The organism is Saccharibacillus sp. O23, from assembly GCF_002205895.1.
Classification (GTDB): Bacteria; Bacillota; Bacilli; order Paenibacillales; family Paenibacillaceae; genus Saccharibacillus.
Map to the genome: position 1 here is coordinate 70,587 of NZ_NJDE01000002.1, position 18,523 is coordinate 89,109.

Genomic DNA, 18,523 nt, shown 5'->3' on the forward strand with positions numbered 1-18,523 from the left:
GGGACCAGAAATTGAATACGCTTTCAGTCGATCGGCGGGATCTTTTCTCCCTACATACGAATCCCGTCTCAGGCCGCTTAAGCGTTTCGTTCATCCTATCTACGGAGGTGACTCATGCAGCGCAAATCGATCGCCCTGCGCGGTTCGGCGGAGCGCAGAAGCTATCCCATGCTCAGACGCTACGCCAGCCACAAATACTATTTTCTGATGCTGCTGCCGGTCCTGGCCTACTTCATCATCTTCCATTACGTCCCGATCTACGGGGTGCTGATGGCGTTTCAGGACTACCGGATCTTCAAAGGCATCTCGGGCAGCGAGTTCGTGGGACTGAAGCATTTCCGCGAATTGTTCGACGGGATCTACTTCCTGCCGGTGCTGAAGAATACGCTCATTATTAACGCGTACAAGATTCTGTTCGGGTTCCCGGCTCCGATCATTCTGGCTCTGCTGATCAACGAGATCATGCGGCCGAAGTTCAAGAAGTTCGTGCAGACGGTCAGCTACCTGCCGCATTTCCTGTCTTGGATCGTACTGTCGGGCATCATCATCGAAGTGCTGTCGCCGAGCCGCGGCATCGTGAACATGATCTTGATGGAGTTCGGCTTCCAGCCGATCTACTTCCTCGCCGATACGAGTTGGTTCCGTTCGGTATTGGTCAGCACGGAAGTATGGAAAGGCGTCGGCTTCTCGGCGATCATCTACTTGGCCGCGATCGCGGGCATCAGCCCCGATCTGTACGAAGCGGCGGAAGTGGACGGCATCAGCCGATTGAAGAAGGTCTGGTACATTACGCTGCCGTCGATCGCGCCGGTCATCGTGATCATGATCATTCTGAATTCCGGCAGCATCATCAACGACGATTTCGATCAGATCTTCAACTTATTGAACACCAACGTGCAGAGCGTCGGCGACGTGATCTCGACTTACACGTATACCGAAGGCATCGCCAAGATGAATTACAGCTACGCCGCCGCCGTCGGATTGTTTAAGAACGTGATCGCTTTGATCATGGTATTGACCGCCAACACGATCGCCCGCCGTTTCAGCGATCAGGCGATTTTCTAGGAAGAGAGGAGGAGCCAAGAAGTGAAAATCAAAAATCGCAGTTGGGGCGACCGCATCTATGTCGGGTTCGCGTATACCGTATTGGTTCTGCTCTGCGCGTCGATCATCGTCCCGATGCTTCAAGTGGTGACGATCTCGATGAGTCCGGTGGAAGTCATCAACAGCTACGGCTTCCATCTGTTTCCGACCAAATTCGATTTCAGCGGCTACGAGCAGGTCTTCCGCAAATCGATCATTTGGACCGCTTACGGAAACACGATTATCCGTACCGTACTGGGTACCGCGCTGACCGTCATGCTGACCTTTATGGGCGCGTATCCGTTGTCTAAAAAAACGCTGCCTCATCGTCCGTTCTGGACGGCGCTGATCGTGTTCACGATGTTCTTCTCCGGGGGACTGATTCCGAGCTACATGCTGATCAAAAACTTGGGTCTCATGAACTCCGTGTGGTCGTTGGTCCTGCCCGGCGTGGTCAGCGTGTTCCTGCTGTTGATCGTCCGCAACTTTATCTCCGCGCTGCCGGAAAGTCTGGAAGAGTCGGCCAAAATCGACGGCGCCGGCGAAATGTACATCCTCTGGAAGATCATCATGCCGCTGTCCATGCCGATTCTCGCGACCGTCTCGCTCTACAGCGCCGTCGGCCATTGGAACGCTTGGTTCGACTCCATGCTGTACATTCAGGACGAACATAAACAGGTGCTTCAATTGATCCTGCGCCGCATCGTCATCGACGGCACGCTCGATCCGGCCGCCGGCGGCGGAGCGGATCTGATCGACAAGCCGGTCAACGGCGAATCCATGAAGATGGCGACGCTGGTCGTATCGATCGTGCCGATCATCTGCGTGTATCCGTTCCTGCAAAAGTATTTCGTCAAAGGCACCATGCTCGGTTCGGTCAAAGGTTGATCCATAGACCCAGCCGGGTTCACAGCTCGGACAATGTCCGATATAATTTAAGCGGACGGCTATGCGTTTCCTGACATAAAGAAAGGAAGCGTATAGACGCCGTATCTGGAGGGAATAAGGAATGAGAAAAGAGCGATGGGGTCACAAATGGGCAGGATTCGCCGCGGCGGCGCTGTTGGTCGGCACGCTGACGGCATGCGGCGGAGGCAAAACGTCGGATTCCGCGGGAGCGGCCGCCGATCCGTCGAAGCCAGTCGAACTGGATTGGCTGGCGTATAACTCGTATGCCCAACCCGATCCGAATTCGGATATTTTCAAGATGGTAGAGAAGAAATTCAACGCGAAGTTCAATGTCTGGTACGTCGATACGCAGCAGTGGAACGATCAGGTCAACGTCAAATTCGCGGCAGGCGAAATTCCGGACGTGCTTCAGATTCGGGAGCAGATTCCGAAGTATGTCGCGAACGGCATTCTGGCCGACATTTCCGAAGACGATATTCGCAAATACGCGCCGACGTACGCCAAAGTCATCGACGAATACGACGCTTCGCTGTGGAACACGGTCAAGTACGAAGGCAAGATCTACGCGCTGCCGTCCATCAACCTGAACGGAGACTATCCGCAGTCGCTCGTCTGGCGCAAAGACTGGCTGGATAAAGTCGGCATTACTAAAATTCCCGAAACGTTAGAGGAATTTGAAACCGCTTTAAAGAAGTTCCGTAACGAGGACCCCGACGGCAACGGCAAAAAAGACACGTACGGCATGTCCGACCATGCGATCCCGTTCGTGCTCGGCGCGTTCGGACTGCCGGCGGACAATACCAACTATGTCCTCAAAGACGGCAAGATCGAGTTCGCGGCGGTGCAGCCGGAGATGAAAGAAGCGCTTGCGCTGCTGAACAAATGGTACAAAGAGGAGCTGATCGATCCCGAATTTATCACGGGCGAGAATACCGGCGGATATTGGGCGGATTCGCAAGCGTTCTACAACAACCGCATCGGTCTTACCGGCGGCGGCATGTTCTACCATTGGCGCAACAAGCCGATCGGCGAAGGCGACGCGGGCGGCGGACAATATCTGAACTTCAAGAAAGCGCAGCCGAACGGCGAGATCGCTTTCGGAGTGCCGCCGGTCGGTCCGAACGGGCAGTCGGGCGCGCCTCAGTGGGGCGTCAGCAGCACCCCGGTCGGCATCACGCCTAAAGCCGCCGAAGATCCGCGCAAATTGCAGACGATCTTGACCATGCTGGAGGCCAGCTTCACGGATTACGATTATTACATGACGGTGTTCCGCGGCACGGAAGGCGTCGACTGGAAGAAGGAAGGCGACACGGTCGTCAATATCGAGGACCCGAACGACGACAATGCCAGCTTCAAACGCGGCGCGCAGGTGTTCAGCATGATGGAGAACCCGGAGTTCGGCAAGAAAGCGTTCAGCGGATTGTACAAGTTCGGCGATTCCGTCAAAACGAAAGGGTATCCGCCGGTCATCGCTCCGGCCGTGGACAGTCTGTCGCAATATTCGGGCAACCTCGGCAAACTTCAGAAAGAAACGTACACCAAGATCATCATCGGCGAGCAGCCGGTCGACAGCTTCGACAAGTTCGCGAAGACCTTTATGGATAACGGCGGTTCCCAAGTCTTGAAAGACGTCAACGAAGCGTATCAGAAAATGGTCGGCGAGTAAGAGGGAAAAGGGACGCTTCGGCGTTCCGCCTACATACCCGCAGCGTCAACGCCGTCGCCCTTCGGGGGCGGCGGCCGTTTGCGGCTTTATTCGGAATTCATACTATTCGTAACGGAACACGATCGAGGAGGATCAGACTTATGATAGCTTATCATCGATTGAGAGACGCGATCTTGCAGGTAGAGAAGCGGCCGGACGATCTGGCCGGAGCGGCGATCACGCCGGAGAAATTGGCGGAGCTGCGCGAATCGGAGCGCTTGGCGGAGCTGCTCGGCGAGATTCGCGCCGAAGCGAAATTAGGGACGGAAGAAGCGCTGCCGGCGCTGCGTTTCGCCGATTTCCAAGCGTTTCGCGAGCGCGGCACGCGCTTCGAATGCGAACGGCCTTATTTCCGCCGCCGGTCGCGGCTGCTCGCGCTGACGCTCGCGCTGCTGATCGACGAAGACGACAGGTATCTGGCGCTGCTGGAGCAGACGATCTGGGAGATCTGCGGCGAATACAGTTGGGCGGTGCCGGCGCATCTGCCTTACGGCGTGAGCGAAGCCGGCGAAGACATCCTGCCGCCGGACGAGATCGTCGACCTGTTCGCGGCGGAGACGGCTCATGCGCTCGCCGAGCTGCTGTCGCTGGTCGGAGATCGGCTGCATCCGTGGATCGCGCAGCGGATCCGGCACGAAGTGGAACGCCGGATCTTCAAGCCGGCGTTCGGCAGCGAGCGTCCGTTCTTCTGGTTCTCGGTCGAGAACAACTGGTCGGCCGTCTGCGCCGGAGCGGTCGGCATGGCCGCGCTGCTGCTGGTCGAAGACCGGGAGCGTCTGGCTTGGATGCAGGCGAAGGTCGTCGACGCGATGGAGAGTTTCCTTGCCGGTTACGGCGACGACGGATGCTGCCTCGAAGGCGCCGGATATTGGACCTACGGCTTCGGTTATTACGTCTACTGGGCCGAGATGCTGCACGCTTATACCGGCGGCGCGATCGATCTGCTTCAAGGCGAGAAGATCCGCCGCATCGCGGCTTATGCGGGCAGCGTCTCGCTGACCGTGCCGGCCTGCGTCAATTATTCGGACTGTTCGCCGTCCATGCGCCTGCATCCGGGGCTGATCAGCCGTCTGCGGAAGCGCACCGGCGCGCCCGCTCCGGCCGTTCCTTATCCGCCTTCGTTCCACGACGACCACTGCTACCGCTGGCCGCATCAGGTCCGCAATCTGCTGTGGACCGACGAGAGCACGCTGCGCGGCGAGAACGAACCCGGCACGACTTTGTTCGAAGACGCCGGATGGATCATCGACAAACGCGATACTCCCGCAGGCTTGTTCGCGTTCTCCGCGAAAGGCGGAACCAACGCGGAATCGCATAACCATAACGATCTGGGCCATTTTATCGTCCATGCCGGCGGCGAGACGCTGCTGACGGACCTCGGTCCGGGCGTGTACACGCAGGACTATTTCGGTCCCGAACGGTACAAATACTTGAACACGTCTTCGCGCGGCCATTCGGTCCCGGTAATCAACGGGCAGGAACAATCCGACGGCCATGAACGCCGGGCGCGGATTCTTCGCAGCGACAACGACGGCGAAGGGCTGCATTTCGATCTCGAATTGACGACGGCTTACGGCGAAGAAGCCGGCCTGTCGTCGTACATCCGGCATTTCGTCTGGCAGGCGGAGAACGGCCGATCTTCGGCTTCGCTCGCAGTTCGGGATGTATTCGAATTCGCGTCCGAGGCGGCGGAATCCGGCGGCAGCGAGATCGTCGAGCATTTCGTCAGCTTGCACCGTCCGGAGCTGTCTCCCGGCGCGGTCGTCTGGCAGGGCGAGCGCGGCCGCGTCGAACTGAATTATGACGCCTCCGTATTCGAACCGTCGGTCGAACAGTTGGAGAGCAACGCCCATCTGGGCCAGATGCAGAACGTGTACCGCACCGCGCTGACCGCGCGGAATCTGCCGCAGCGTTTCGTCGGCGAGTGGACGTTAAGCTGCACGGCAGAGTAGAAACCGGAAGTTCGAATCGCAAATTCAGCCTGCGGTTCGAATCCGTATACGCAAGCGTTTGAAGCAGACCTCGCGCCGCTTCGAATGACCGAAAGGAGGAACCCGAATGCCGAATCGGCAGCCGCACCCCGCTCCGCCGACGTTATCCGCCGACCCGGTTTCTCGTAACGGTTCCCCGAGAGCGGATCGTCCGAAGCCCGCTTATTATTTTTCCCGATTGCTGTTCTTCAATATCGTCTTGATTCTGCTGCTCGGCGTGCTGCCGCAGGTCGGCATCTTCCAGTACATGATTCAGGCTTACAATAACGAGCTATACCGCTTCAACACGCAGTCGGTCAAGCAGATCCAGAACACGGTGGACGAGCAGCTGCTGATGCCGACCGTGCAGATCGCCAAACGCAATCTGACCGAGATGTCGGACGACCGCAATCCGTTGTTCTATCCGATGACGCACAAGATCCGCAACGATTATTCGGCGATCGTCGACGTGCAGGAGACGTTGTCCGCGCTGCAATCGGAACAGCCGTTTATCCGCTACGTGGACATGTACTACATGAACGATCCGGTCTTTTTCTACGGAACCCGTTATTTCTATTTCCCGGACGAGTCGCGGCGCGAAGACGCTCTCCGCGACAAGTGGTTGAACGATTTCCTGACGACGGACGCGCAGGTCGGTTGGTATGCGGCTTCCGCGCCGGACGCGTCGGGAACGAGCGAACGGCTGATCAGCTACGTGCGCAGCTATCCGTATTTCGCGCCGGTCGACCGGCGCAAAGCGATCTTCGCGATCCATCTTAAGGAAAGTGCCGTCCGGCAGACGCTGAACGATAGCTTCGAACCGTCCAGCGGACTGGCGCTCATTCTCGATAAACAGGGCAATCTGATCTCGGCCAACGGGGAAGAAGCGGGCGGCGAGGCTTACGACCATGCGGCGAAGTTGTGGGCGGATCGGGAGAAAGGCGGCGAGGCGGACAGCGCGGCGGACGACGGGCAGGGCAGCTTCGAGACCACGTTCGACGGCCGCGAAGCCGTCGTCGCGTACGCGCATTCCCGCGTCAACGATTGGGATTACGTGACGCTGGTGGACAAGAGCCTGTTCTACAAAAAAGCGGCCGATCTCAAAAACCTGATGTACGCCCTCTGGGCGGGGCTGCTGGTGGTCGGATTCCTGCTGCTGTACATGCTGACCAAACGCCAGTATCAGCCGATCGATACGACGCTCAAGCAGTATTCGTCGCAGCTTCACGACCTGAACGAGCAGCTGTCGATCAACAAACCGGTGATCAAATATCACGCCGTGATGGGTTTGCTGACCGGAGAAGAAGCCGCCGACAACAGCGGAGAAAAAGAAACGCACCGATTCTTGGATCTGAGTCTGAAAGAGGAACGGCTCTGCTGTTTCGTTCTGCAGCCTCGTGCGGCGAGCGATCCCGGCCTGCCCGCACCGCCGCAGTTGGCCGAAACGTACCAGCTCGCCGAACGGCTGGAGACGCAGGCTTCGCGGATCGAAGAGCAAGCGGTCTTATGGGCGATCGTGGCTCCGGACCGCAGTCTCTACGGCATCGTGAACGCTTCTTGTTCCGCAGAAGAATTGGAAGAACGGCTCTTGGACGTGCTCGCTTCGACCGTCGGCGAACGGTATACCTTATGCATCGGCGGCGTGCGCGAGCAGAGCTCCGGTGCGGCAGCCGAGTCGCACGCCGAAGCGCTCGAAGCGGGCCGGTACGGCTTTTTCTATCCGGAGCGAACTTGCTTGAACTACCGGGAGCTTCATGCCGCGGAGCGCGTATCGACGGGAGGCTCCGTGCGGTTCTTCGCCGAGTTGGAACAAGCGCTGCGCGCGGGCGACGAGAACCGGGCGCTGCAAGCGGTCGGCGGCGCGATCGAAGAGACGCTGGCCGGCGCGTATACCGCGGACTACGGGCAGCATCAGCTGATCGAGCTGGTCTATACGCTCCATAAGACGCTCAAAGGACTGGGCATCGATACACAGCAGCTGTTCGGCGCGGATATTCGCGGCGAAGCGCGCAGCCGGCCGGATATTCGGGCGTACCGGCAGTGGTTGGAAGACTTGATTCGCCGCGCGTTCCGCCATCTCGACGAACGCCGCCAGCGTACCAACCGCGATCTTGTGGAAGGCGTGCGGCAGTTTATCGCGGATCATCTGTACGACGAGATTAGCCTCGACCGCGCGGCCGCTCATCTGGGCGTGACGCCGAATTATGTCAGCCGTCAGTTCAAGCTGAACACGGGCATGACGTTCATCGAATATACGACGGCCCGCAAGCTGGAAGCGGCGGCCGTTCTGCTGCAAGAAGGCGAGTTGAACGTCAGCGCGATCGCCGAGAAGTTGGGTTACCAATCGACGAACCATTTTATCCGCATCTTCAAAGAAAAATACGGCGTGACGCCCAAACAATATCAGAAGAACGGACTTCCCGAAACGGACGATCCGCCGAATCAAGGAATCTCTTGAACGGGCTATGGCTTTTTGGGGATCGGGCATCGGAGTGCTATAATGGAAAAGAGGCGCTCCGGCACGTCCGGACGAACTCGATCCCCACGACAGAGAGAGAGGGATAACGATGCCTAACGGACCGACGGGAGAACCGAGAACGGGTTTCCAACAGGACGACCAGCTTCAGCAGCTTCGCGAACAAGGACGGGATTGCACGGTGATTACCGTCAACGGCGCGCGGATTCAAGGCAAGATCGAAGCGTTCGACCGCTTCGTCATTGTCGTGCGAACGCCTGCCGGCAAGCAGAGTCTGATCTACAAGCACGCCGTTTCGACGGTGGTCGCCGACTCGGCGAAATAACTTTTGCGTATGCAAGACCGAAAAACGGCTTCTGTCGGCGGCGAATCTTTCGCTTCCGAGGGAAGTCGTTTTTGATAGGCGAATACCTTCTTCGGCAGGCGGAGCGGCGCAAGCCGGTTATTCGGGTAATGGTTAGCATCATACGCAGAAAGAGGGATATCCGTACATGACTCCTACTCCTACATCCGCAACCTCGTTCGATCTGATCGTGCTCGGCACGGGCAGCGCCGGCCAGAGCGTCGCGACATCCTGCCGGGAACAAGGCTGGAGCGTGGCCATCGTCGATCCGCGTCCGTTCGGCGGCACCTGTTCGCAGCGGGGCTGCGATCCCAAGCGCGTGCTGGCCGGAGCGGCCGAACTGATCGCGCGCAGCCGCAACCTGACAGGCAAAGGCGTCGAAGACTCCAATCGGATCGTCTGGTCGGACCTGATGGCGTTCAAGACGACGTTCGTCGAAGATATTCCCCAATCGACGGAAGAAAAATTCGAGCAGGCGGGCATCCGTTATTTTCACGGTTCGGCTTCTTTTACCGGGAAAAATCAGATAACCGTCGGCGAACAAGAACTGAACGCGCGTAAAATCTTGATCGCGACCGGAGCCAAACCGGCCAAGCTGAACTTCGAAGGTGAAGAGCTGCTCGGCAACAGCGAAGGATTCCTCGATCTCGAGGAGCTGCCGGAGACGATCGCTTTTATCGGCGGCGGTTATATTTCGTTCGAATTCGCGCATATCGCGGCGGAGGCCGGCGCGAAAGTACATCTGATCCACAATAACGACCGACCGCTGAAAAACTTCGAACCGGAATTGGTGGATGCGCTCGTCGAGCGGATGAAAGAGCTGGGCATCGTGTTCCATCTGAATACCGAGACGAAGAAAATCTCGCGAACCGAATCGGGCGAAGGGTATGTGCTGGAAGGCACGGAGAACGGACAGCCGTTCCGATTGGAGTGCGGGTTGGCCGTGCACGGAGCCGGTCGGGTACCCAATGTGGACGAGTTGGATTTGGAGCAGGGCGGCGTCGACGCGGACAACAAAGGCATCGCCGTCGACGAATATTTGCGCAGCGTCAGCAATCCGGACGTGTACGCCGCCGGCGACGTCTCGGGCTCCCCGGGCCTTCCGCTGACGCCGATCGCCGGACTCGAAGCGCGCGCCGTGGCGTCCAATCTGCTGGAAGAAGGCAGCACGAAGCCGAATTATACGGCGACCCCGTCGATCGTGTTCACTTACCCGATGCTCGCCTCCGTCGGCATGACCGAAGCGCAGGCGAAAGAGAGCGGCCGCGAGATCAAAGTGAACCTCGTAGACATGTCCGGTTGGTATACGTATAAACGCATGGGCGAGAAGCCGAGCCTGGCGAAAGTGATTCTGGACAAGTCGGACGGTTCGATCTTGGGCGCGCATGTGCTGAACGGGGAAGCGGAACATCTGATCAATTATTTCGCGATCGCGATGCGGCACGGGCTGAAAGCGTCGCAGCTCGCGGACACGCTGTTCGCTTATCCGACGGATGCCAGCGATTTGCAGTATTTGTTGGAAGAGTAAAGCGATCGACCGACACCTTAATGTTCGTTTGTGTTAAAATGAGTGAAAAAGCGAGGTGCCGGTCATGCTGCCTTTACAACGAAAACAACGGTTGGCCGCTTACCTGGCCGACAAAGGAGCCGCGACGCTCAAAGAATTAAGCGGGCATTTCGGCGTCTCGGAGATGACGATTCGCCGCGACTTGAATCTGCTGGAACGCGAGCAGGTGATCCGCCGTTCTCACGGAGGCGCGGTGTATCTGGGACTTCCCGCAGCCGAAGAGCCGAAGCTGCCGGACAAGCAGGCGAGCAACAGCGACGTCAAAAGCCGTCTGGCCGCTTACGCGGCGGCGCATTTCGTGCGCGAAGGCGACACGATCGTGCTCGAGAACGGAACGACGGTATCGCGTATGGCCGAGCATTTGAATCATCTGAACGAGCTGACGCTGCTTACCAACGGAATCGATACGCTTAACCTTTTCCGGCCCCATGCCGACGAGAGGCGCACGATGTTGAGCTGCGGAGGCATGTTCAGGGAAGTGTCCGGCACGTTCGTCGGTCCCGAAGCGGAAAGCTTTTTCGCCCATTATCATGCGGATACGCTGTTCCTGTCCGCGCTGGGCTTCACGCCGGAAGCGGGATTTACCGATCCCAACCCGCTCGATACTCAGGTCAAGAAAATGATGATTCGCTCCGCCGCGCGCGTGGTCATGCTGCTCGACTCGTCCAAAGCGGGTCGGCGCTTCTTGTCGCCGGTCGCTTCTTTGTCGGAGATCGACGTATGGATTACCGACGAAGGCTTAAGTCCCGAGAACCGTATATGGATTCAAGAAAACGGCGTGGAACTCCACGTCGTTTAATTTTATGCTCTTTTTCTGTCGCCTTATGTTCATTTGTGTTAACTTGTGTTATATTCTGATCAATCTATAAAAAGGAGCTGAAGGATAAGATGCCGTCAGGCTACGATAAAGAACCTTTTATCGCGATTCGGGGACGCGAAAACGAAGCATGGAGCGGTTATGCGGCGATCGGCCGGGAACTGGCTGCGGCCGTCGAGCGGCTCGGCAGAAACAAAACCGTCGTCGTACTGGAAAGTTATCCGGGCGTGCGGCAGAACGAAATCACGGCCGGTCTGCGAAGCGCGCTGAGGCCCGTGCTGATCGCGGAGGCGGAAGAAGCCGCGATCGCTCCCGAAGACGCGGACCGGAAAGTCGAACGTGATCTGACGGAGGATCGGGTATTCGGGTATATGTCGCCTTTCGAGATCGAAGAGTTCTATGATCCGGGCCGAATCGCGAAGCTGCGCGAAACGATCGAAAGCATCCGCGAAGGAGTCGTTCTGGTCGTCGGCTTCGGCGCTTCGCTGATCGCGGCCGGCGATCTGCGGATCTATGCGGATCTGACGCGTTGGGAGATCCAGCAGCGGTATCGCGCCGGGGAAATCGGAAGCTGGCGTTCGGCGAAGCGGGAAACGGATCTGTTGAAGCTGTATAAGCGAGGCTACTTTTTCGAATGGCGAATGGCCGACCGGTTGAAGAAGCGGGTATTGGTCGGCAGCGATTATTATCTGGACACGACAGTCCGCGATTCTCCCCGTATGGTCACGGGGGCGGCGCTGCTGGACGGACTGGCGCAGGCGTCCCGGCGGCCGTTCCGGCTCGTGCCGTATTTCGATCCCGGCGTATGGGGCGGAACTTGGCTGGAACAGCGGATCGGCCTGCCGAAACGGGAACATCCTTACGCTTGGGGATTCGACGGAGTGCCGGAAGAAAACAGCCTCTATTTTCGTTACGGCAGCGTTCGTCTGGAACTGCCGGCGATCAATCTGGTCTTCTTTCGGCCGATCGAGCTGTTGGGCGAAAAAGTCTATGCCAGATTCGGTGCCGAATTTCCGATCCGGTTCGACTTTCTGGATACGATCGGCGGCCAACCTTTGAGTCTCCAAGTGCATCCGACGACGGACTATATCCGCGAACGGTTCGGCATGGCGTATACGCAGGACGAAAGTTATTACGTGCTGGAAGCCGCTCCCGGCGCGCAGGTATATCTCGGCTTACGCGAAAACGTCGTGCCCGAAGACATGCTGGCCGATCTGGAAAAAGCGCAGGAAGGCGGCTGTACGTTTCCCGCGGACAAGCACGTTTATGCCCATCCGGCGAAAAAGCACGATCATTTCCTGATTCCCGCCGGCACGGTCCATTGTTCGTCGGCCGGCTGCATGGTGCTGGAGATCAGCGCGACTCCTTACATCTTCACGTTCAAGCTGTGGGATTGGGACCGTCTGGGACTGGACGGCCGGCCGCGGCCGGTGCATCTGGAACACGGATCGCGGGTGATCCGCTGGGACCGGACCGAAGAATGGGTGCGGGCTGAATGCGTGAACGCCATCGAACAGGTCGCGGAAGGTCCCGGTTGGACCGAAGAACGCACCGGACTGCACGAACTGGAATTTATCGAGACCCGCCGCCATTGGTTCTCGGAATCGGTCACGCATGAACAGAATGGAAGCGTTCACATGCTAAATTTGGTCGAAGGCGAAGAAGCGACCGTGGAAAGTCCGGACGAGACTTTCGAGCCGTTCGTGGTCCGCTACGCCGAGACGTTTATCGTTCCGGCTTCCGTTCGGTCATACACGATCCGGCCGAGCGGACCCAGCGAAGGCCGCGAGATCGGCACGATCAAAGCTTATGTCCGCGCGTAACGATCAAGAAACAGGGAGGTGCCGCGCATGCGGAATTCGGTAATCGTAGCGTTCGACGTCGGAGGCACGCAGATCAAAGCGGCCGCGGTCGTCGGCGGAGAGGTAGCGAAGTCTACGATCGGCTATTACGAATCGCGGGCGGATCTGGACGCGGAAGCGCTGATCGCGCGCTTCGCTTCCGTATTCGCGGACGTGCTGGAGAGATTGGGACCGGATGCCGTCGCGGACGGCCTCGGCTTGGCGTTTCCCGGGCCGTTCGATTACGCCGCAGGCGTCAGCCGCATTCGGGGACTCGGCAAGTTCGAGCATTTGTACGGCCGCCCCGTCGGGACGCTGCTCGAACAAGAACTGCGGGCGAACGGACGGACGCGTTCTAGGCTCGCGCCGCATTTTCGGATCGTATTCGAGAACGACGCCGCGCTGTTCGGACTCGGAGAGTCGGCGGAAAGCGGAGCGGCGGCTGGCGCTCGCCGCGCTGTCTGCTTGACGGTCGGAACGGGACTGGGGTCCTGCTTCCTCGAACACGGACGCCTGATTAAGCATCGCGGCGACGTGCCTGCCGAAGGGTGGCTGTACGCCCTGCCCTGCCGGAAAGGCGCCGCGGACGACTGCGTATCGCGCAGAGGCTTGCTGAAGCTGGCCGGCCGCTTCGGATTGAACGATGCCGGTCTCGACGCGCGCGATCTCGCCGAACTGGCGAAAGCCGGCGACCGCCGGGCGCTGCGGGCGTTCGAACGCTTCGGAAGGCGGGCCGCGCGGATTCTGGGACCGCCTTTGATCCGCTTCGATCCCGAGGTAATCGTGTTCGGCGGTCAAATCTCTAAGAGCGCCTCTTTATTTCTACCGGCTTTTCGGCAGGAAACGCGGACTGCCGGCCTCGAAGCGGATATTCGCGTGAGCGCGGACACGCTGTCCGGCACGCTGCGAGGCGTCTACGATCTGGTGACGGAAACGCAAAACCTAGCCTTGTCGCATAACCTAGCGAACGGAGGGACTTCATCATGCAAACCGGAAGAAACAAATGGAAAATCTATGTGATCCATCATTCCCATACGGATATCGGTTACACCGAAAGGCAGGAGAAAATCGAACAGTACCAGATCGATTTTATTCGGCAGGCGGTCGATATTTGCGAAGCGGCCCGCTACGGAAGCCGGCCGGAGTGGGAAGGCTTCAAGTGGACGTGCGAGACGTTCTGGGCGGTCGAGCAGTTTCTCGCCGAAGCTTCGGAGGCGGAAAAGGAACGTTTCGTCGGCGCGCTGCGGCGGGGAGATATCGAGCTGTCGGGCACGTATTTGAACATGACGGAATTGGTCGGCTTCGAGCTGATGCAGGAGATGGTCGCCAGAGCCGGACGATTCGCCGAACCGCTCGGTCTGAAGGTCAGATCGGCGATCACGGCGGACATCAACGGTTACAGTTGGGGATACGCGCAAGCGCTGGCGGATGCCGGCGTCGAGAATCTGCTCAGCAGCATCCATACGCATCACGGGATGTACGCGATCGGGCGCAAGCAGTTTCCTTTTTATTGGGAAACGCCCGACGGCAGGCGTCTGCTGGTATGGAGCGGCGAGCATTATATGATGGGCAACGACCTCGGACTCAATCCCGACGGCACGCTGTCCTACTCGGTCCAAGACGAGATTCCGATCTGGGGCGTGGCCGAAGAACATTGGGCGGTCGCGGAAACGCGGATCGAGCGCTATCTGCAGCAGCTCGACCGGGAAGATTATCCGTACGACTTCGCGCTGGTCAACGTGATGGGGCTGCTGCGGGACAACGCGGCACCGAACGGGCGCATCATGAGCTTTATCCGCGAATGGAACGCCAAGCACGGAAACCGGGTCGAGATCGAGATGACGACGCTGAACCGGTACTTCGACATGCTCAGGCAGCAGGAGACGCCGATCGAAGTCTATAAAGGCGATTGGCCGGATTGGTGGTCGGACGGGGTCGCGTCCACGGCCATGCATACGCAGATTTTCCGCGGCGCGCAGCGCACGCTGTCTCTCGTCAAGCGGCTCGATCCGAAGCGGGAAGCCGTCGATCCGGACGAGATCCGCGAAGCGGAGCAGCAGCTCTTGATGTACGCCGAACATACGTGGGGCTACCATTCGTCGATCTCCGAACCGTGGCATCCGTTGGTTCAGGAACTCGCGGTCCGCAAAGAAGCGTATGCCGCCGGCGCGAGCCGTCTGGCTTACCGATCGCTCGATCGGGTGCTTCGCGCTCGCGGAGACGCGCTGCTGCGTCCCGGTCGGGCTTTCGTTTACACCGTCGTCAATTCCTTCGATTATCCGTCGGAAGATCTGGCCTTTTTCTATCTGGAAGAGCAGTGGGAAGCGGATTACTTCAGGCACGGCTTGGAAGTGGTCGACGAAAAAACGGGCGCAGTCGTCATGCATCAGCAGGAGAAAGTCAGCCGGGGGTATCAGATCGCGATCATGGCGCGTCTGGAAGCCGGAGAAGAAAAGCGGTATTCCGTCCGTCCTGCTTCTTCCAAACCTGCGGGAAGCACGACAAGCAGCACGCGGTTGGTCGGGGCCGACCGGATTCGCGACATCCGCGATCTGATCGCGTTCGACGACGAAAAAGGCAGCGGGATCCGCGTCACGGAGCACGGCATCGAATCCGCGTACGTGCGGATCGCTTGGCGTCCGGAAGAAGGCATCGTGTCTTGGATCGACAAGCGGACGTCCCGCGAGCTGATCGATCCCGAGCAGGAACACGGCGCGTTTACGCCCGTCTACGAAGCGACCGCAAGCGTGAGCGGCGATCAGATGACGGTTCGGCGAATCATGGGGCGCAACCGCAAAGGGATGAACGTCAAACGCTCGGCGGGCAAACTCGCCGGAGTGCGGGAGATCGCGAACGGACCTCTGTACGCGACCGTGGAACTGACGTACGAAACGGAAGGCATGAGCCATTATTCGCTGTTCCTCAAAGTCTACGCCGGACAGCCCCGCGTCGACGCGTCCGTGCGCATGCACAAAAACAGCGTGTGGGAACCGGAGAACGTGTACGTGTCCCTGCCTTTCGCCGGCGCGCAAAACGGACAGCTCTGGCTGGACAAAGCGGGCGCGGCGGTCCGGCCGGGCATCGATCAGATTCGGGGCACGCTGACCGACTTCTACTGCATTCAGGAAGGGTTGGCTCTGGTCGGCGAAGACGGAGGGCTGGCGCTCGCCACGCCGGACACGCCGCTGGTCCAGACCGGCCCGCTGGCGTTCGGCGAACGCAAAGTGCACGGCCAACAGTCGGAAGAAGATCGGGTTTCGCTGTATGCTTGGGTGCTGACGAATTACTGGGAAACGAACTTCAAGGCGACGCTCGGCGGATTCTACGAGTTTCGTTACACGCTGCAATGGGAAGCCGAATTCGCGGACGCCCAGCATGCGCTGCAAGCCAATCGGAGCATCAATACGGGAACGGTGGCGTTTCGCAGCGTCTGAGCGGAAGCCGTACCGATCAAGCAGCAGCCGAACGCGCCTTCCGGGCCGGCGTTCGGCTGTTCGGGTTAGTTGATTTACTGATCTCGAGCATAAAAAAAGCACTCCGGCGATTACCGGAGCGCGAGTTCCTCTTGAGGAACCGAAGCGTATGTCTGCCAAGGAATCGATGCCGCGCCGAGTTCCGCGAGATAAGCCACGCAATCGGAATCGCCGCAATATTTCGGCGTGCCGTCGGCATCTTGGGACATCAGAACGATCGGCAGATCCGGGAAAAAGGATGCGTATTTCGCCGCCGTCTCTTCGCAAGTCCCGCTGTAACCCAGTACATGCAGCTTTACCGCCACTACCGCAAAATCCCCGCCCTGCCGCTTGATTACCGCGCCGTCAAAACTCATGATGCTCGCCTCCGTTTGGAATTGGTTTACATCTCTATTAAAACAGATTTGAAATATAATGTTGTGAATAAAATCACGAAGCGAGAAGAAATTGCAAACGTTTTTATTTTAAATTTTGCGGGTTAGTGTTCATAAAGGCGTGCGAGTCGGGTTAACACCTGGTCCTAATACGTGCTATAATAAAAAACATTCACTCCTAAGAGCGGGCAAACCGCTTATCAGTGTTCGTTTCACGACTATGGTTTTCATAAAAGGAGAAGGATCGGATGAAATACAGCGAATGGGTAGCTCCCGAACGCTATAACATGACGGAAGAAATGGAGCGCCATGCGCCGGACAAGATCGCGCTCAAATGGCTGGGCGAATCGGACGAACGGGCGGAGATCACTTACGGCGACCTGCTGAAGCAGGCGAATCGCCTGGCCGGAGGACTCGCGAAGTCCGGACTGCAAAAAGGCGACGCCGTCCTCGTGACGGTTCCGCGCCGGATTATCGCGTACGTGATCTATCTGGCCTGCCTGAAGCTCGGTCTGGTCATTATCCCGTCTTCGGAAATGCTCCGGGCCAAAGATCTCTCGTACCGCCTGCGCCATTCGGAAGCGCGCGCGGTGATCTCTTGGCCGTCGGTAACGGCCGAAGTCGACCGGATCGAAGAAGAACTGCCGGCGCTGAAGCATCGCATCGTGGCGACCGAAGTCGGCGATTTCTCGGCGGCCGAAGGTTGGACGAACTTGAACGCGCTGATGGAGGGCCAAGCGGACTCGTTCGAGACGGTAGAGACGTTCCGCGACGATATGGCGATTCTCGCGTACACCTCGGGTACCACCGGCAATCCGAAAGGCGTGGTGCATACGCACGGCTGGGGATACGCGCATCTTCGCATCACTTCGTCGTGGCTGGGCATCGAAGAGAGCGACACGGTCTGGGCGACGGCGGCTCCGGGCTGGCAGAAATGGATCTGGAGTCCGTTCTTGTCTGTGCTCGGCAGCGGGGCGACCGGATTCTTCTACAGCGGATCGTTCGAACCGAAACGTTATTTGCATCTGCTTCAAGACTACAAGATCGGCGTATTGTGCTGCACTCCGACGGAATACCGCCTCATGGCGAAATCGCACGGGTTGGACGAATACGATCTGAGCGGTCTGCGAAGCGCCGTATCGGCGGGCGAACCGCTGAATCAGGAAGTCATCAACGAATTCCGCAAACATCATGACCTGACGATTCGCGACGGTTACGGGCAGACCGAGAGCACGCTCTTGATCGGCAATCTGCTGGGTTCCGAGATCCGCCTCGGCGCGATGGGCAAATCGATGGCCGAAGGATTGGCGCTGGTCGTCGACGACGAAGGTCAACCGGTCGCTCCGGGCGAAGTCGGCAATATCGCCGTGCACGTCGAGCTTCCGGCGCTGTTCCGCGAATACTTCAAAGATCCGGAGCGCAAAGGCCAATCGATGCGCGGCGAATACTTTATCACCGGCGACCGGGCAAGCCTCGACGAAGACGGCTACTTCTGGTTCGAAGGACGCGGCGACGACATCATTATCAGCTCGGGCTACACGATCGGGCCTTTCGAAGTCGAAGAAGCGCTGACGCGCCATCCGGCGGTCAAAGAATGCGCCGCCGTCGCGAGTCCCGACGAGATCCGCGGCAGCGTGGTCAAAGCGTTCGTCGTGCTGCGCGAAGGCGCGGAAGGCACGCCGGAACTGGTCAAAGAACTTCAGACCCATGTCAAAGAATGGACCGCTCCGTACAAATATCCGCGCAAGATCGAATTCGTGAGCGATCTGCCGAAGACCGCTTCCGGCAAGATCCGCCGGATCGAGCTGCGCGAACAAGAAAAGCGGAAGTCCGGGAACTAAGCCTTTTTGCGTAACGGCAAGCTAAGGGAGCCGATTTCGAGGCCTGCTTGCCGCGAATGAACGGTCGAAACCGGCCGGCCGCATATCGAAAAGAGAACTCCCGCTCTGCGGAAGTTCTCTTTTT

Annotated in this window: 13 protein-coding genes; 12 read left to right on the forward strand and 1 reads right to left on the reverse strand. The window is 58.7% G+C overall.

Annotated elements, in window-relative coordinates; all coding sequences use genetic code 11:
* The first annotated feature begins 114 nt into the window (after nucleotides 1–114).
* From CDO73_RS01910 to CDO73_RS01960, 11 genes are all read left to right on the forward strand, one after another.
* A complete protein-coding gene (locus CDO73_RS01910; RefSeq protein ID WP_088486805.1) occupies nucleotides 115–1,065 on the forward strand; it encodes an ABC transporter permease in 951 nt (316 codons plus the stop codon).
* Between the two features lie 21 nt (nucleotides 1,066–1,086).
* Entirely contained in the window at nucleotides 1,087–1,971 is an 885-nt protein-coding gene (locus CDO73_RS01915; RefSeq protein ID WP_088486806.1) for a carbohydrate ABC transporter permease, read from the forward strand.
* 121 nt (nucleotides 1,972–2,092) lie between these two features.
* Entirely contained in the window at nucleotides 2,093–3,658 is a 1,566-nt protein-coding gene (locus CDO73_RS01920; protein ID WP_088486807.1) for a type 2 periplasmic-binding domain-containing protein, read from the forward strand.
* A gap of 140 nt (nucleotides 3,659–3,798) precedes the next feature.
* A complete protein-coding gene (locus CDO73_RS01925; protein ID WP_256972519.1) occupies nucleotides 3,799–5,649 on the forward strand; it encodes a heparinase II/III-family protein in 1,851 nt (616 codons plus the stop codon).
* Between the two features lie 106 nt (nucleotides 5,650–5,755).
* Nucleotides 5,756–8,125: an AraC family transcriptional regulator gene (locus CDO73_RS01930; RefSeq protein ID WP_088486808.1), complete on the forward strand. Its 2,370-nt coding sequence runs from the start codon at nucleotides 5,756–5,758 to the stop codon at nucleotides 8,123–8,125.
* A 109-nt stretch (nucleotides 8,126–8,234) separates the two neighbouring features.
* A complete protein-coding gene (hfq, locus tag CDO73_RS01935; RefSeq protein WP_088486809.1) occupies nucleotides 8,235–8,468 on the forward strand; it encodes an RNA chaperone Hfq in 234 nt (77 codons plus the stop codon).
* A 166-nt stretch (nucleotides 8,469–8,634) separates the two neighbouring features.
* Nucleotides 8,635–10,014 carry a dihydrolipoyl dehydrogenase family protein gene (locus CDO73_RS01940; RefSeq protein WP_088486810.1) on the forward strand — a complete coding sequence of 460 codons (1,380 nt, stop codon included), beginning with the start codon at nucleotides 8,635–8,637 and terminating at the stop codon, nucleotides 10,012–10,014.
* A gap of 64 nt (nucleotides 10,015–10,078) precedes the next feature.
* Nucleotides 10,079–10,852, forward strand: a complete 774-nt coding sequence (locus tag CDO73_RS01945) for a DeoR/GlpR family DNA-binding transcription regulator (RefSeq protein WP_088486811.1) — start codon at nucleotides 10,079–10,081, stop codon at nucleotides 10,850–10,852.
* A gap of 89 nt (nucleotides 10,853–10,941) precedes the next feature.
* Nucleotides 10,942–12,693, forward strand: a complete 1,752-nt coding sequence (locus CDO73_RS01950) for a class I mannose-6-phosphate isomerase (RefSeq protein WP_088486812.1) — start codon at nucleotides 10,942–10,944, stop codon at nucleotides 12,691–12,693.
* 27 nt (nucleotides 12,694–12,720) lie between these two features.
* A complete protein-coding gene (locus CDO73_RS01955) occupies nucleotides 12,721–13,731 on the forward strand; it encodes an ROK family protein (protein WP_088486813.1) in 1,011 nt (336 codons plus the stop codon).
* Nucleotides 13,695–16,145 carry a glycoside hydrolase family 38 N-terminal domain-containing protein gene (locus tag CDO73_RS01960; protein WP_088486814.1) on the forward strand — a complete coding sequence of 817 codons (2,451 nt, stop codon included), beginning with the start codon at nucleotides 13,695–13,697 and terminating at the stop codon, nucleotides 16,143–16,145. Before CDO73_RS01955 ends, CDO73_RS01960 begins: the two co-directional genes overlap by 37 nt.
* A gap of 110 nt (nucleotides 16,146–16,255) precedes the next feature.
* Here CDO73_RS01960 and CDO73_RS01965 read toward each other — a convergent pair whose 3' ends face one another.
* Nucleotides 16,256–16,540 (reverse strand): hypothetical protein, encoded by a 285-nt coding sequence (locus CDO73_RS01965; protein ID WP_088486815.1) that lies wholly within the window; start codon nucleotides 16,538–16,540, stop codon nucleotides 16,256–16,258.
* A 266-nt stretch (nucleotides 16,541–16,806) separates the two neighbouring features.
* On the opposite strand from CDO73_RS01965, the gene CDO73_RS01970 reads away from it, so the two are divergent.
* On the forward strand, nucleotides 16,807–18,399 hold the full coding sequence (locus CDO73_RS01970) for an acetate--CoA ligase (protein WP_088486816.1): 1,593 nt from the start codon (nucleotides 16,807–16,809) through the stop codon (nucleotides 18,397–18,399).
* Nucleotides 18,400–18,523 lie beyond the last annotated feature (124 nt).

Excerpts from the sequence above, each read along its gene's own strand:
- CDO73_RS01910 (WP_088486805.1), top strand. The coding sequence starts at position 115 with ATGCAGCGCAAATCGATCGCCCTGCGCGGTTCGGCGGAGCGCAGAAGC.
- CDO73_RS01920 (WP_088486807.1), top strand. The coding sequence starts at position 2,093 with ATGAGAAAAGAGCGATGGGGTCACAAATGGGCAGGATTCGCCGCGGCG.
- CDO73_RS01925 (WP_256972519.1), top strand. The coding sequence starts at position 3,799 with ATGATAGCTTATCATCGATTGAGAGACGCGATCTTGCAGGTAGAGAAG.
- CDO73_RS01930 (WP_088486808.1), top strand. The coding sequence starts at position 5,756 with ATGCCGAATCGGCAGCCGCACCCCGCTCCGCCGACGTTATCCGCCGAC.
- hfq (WP_088486809.1), top strand. The coding sequence starts at position 8,235 with ATGCCTAACGGACCGACGGGAGAACCGAGAACGGGTTTCCAACAGGAC.
- CDO73_RS01940 (WP_088486810.1), top strand. The coding sequence starts at position 8,635 with ATGACTCCTACTCCTACATCCGCAACCTCGTTCGATCTGATCGTGCTC.
- CDO73_RS01945 (WP_088486811.1), top strand. The coding sequence starts at position 10,079 with ATGCTGCCTTTACAACGAAAACAACGGTTGGCCGCTTACCTGGCCGAC.
- CDO73_RS01950 (WP_088486812.1), top strand. The coding sequence starts at position 10,942 with ATGCCGTCAGGCTACGATAAAGAACCTTTTATCGCGATTCGGGGACGC.
- CDO73_RS01955 (WP_088486813.1), top strand. The coding sequence starts at position 12,721 with ATGCGGAATTCGGTAATCGTAGCGTTCGACGTCGGAGGCACGCAGATC.
- CDO73_RS01960 (WP_088486814.1), top strand. The coding sequence starts at position 13,695 with ATGCAAACCGGAAGAAACAAATGGAAAATCTATGTGATCCATCATTCC.
- CDO73_RS01965 (WP_088486815.1), bottom strand. The coding sequence starts at position 16,540 with ATGAGTTTTGACGGCGCGGTAATCAAGCGGCAGGGCGGGGATTTTGCG.
- CDO73_RS01970 (WP_088486816.1), top strand. The coding sequence starts at position 16,807 with ATGAAATACAGCGAATGGGTAGCTCCCGAACGCTATAACATGACGGAA.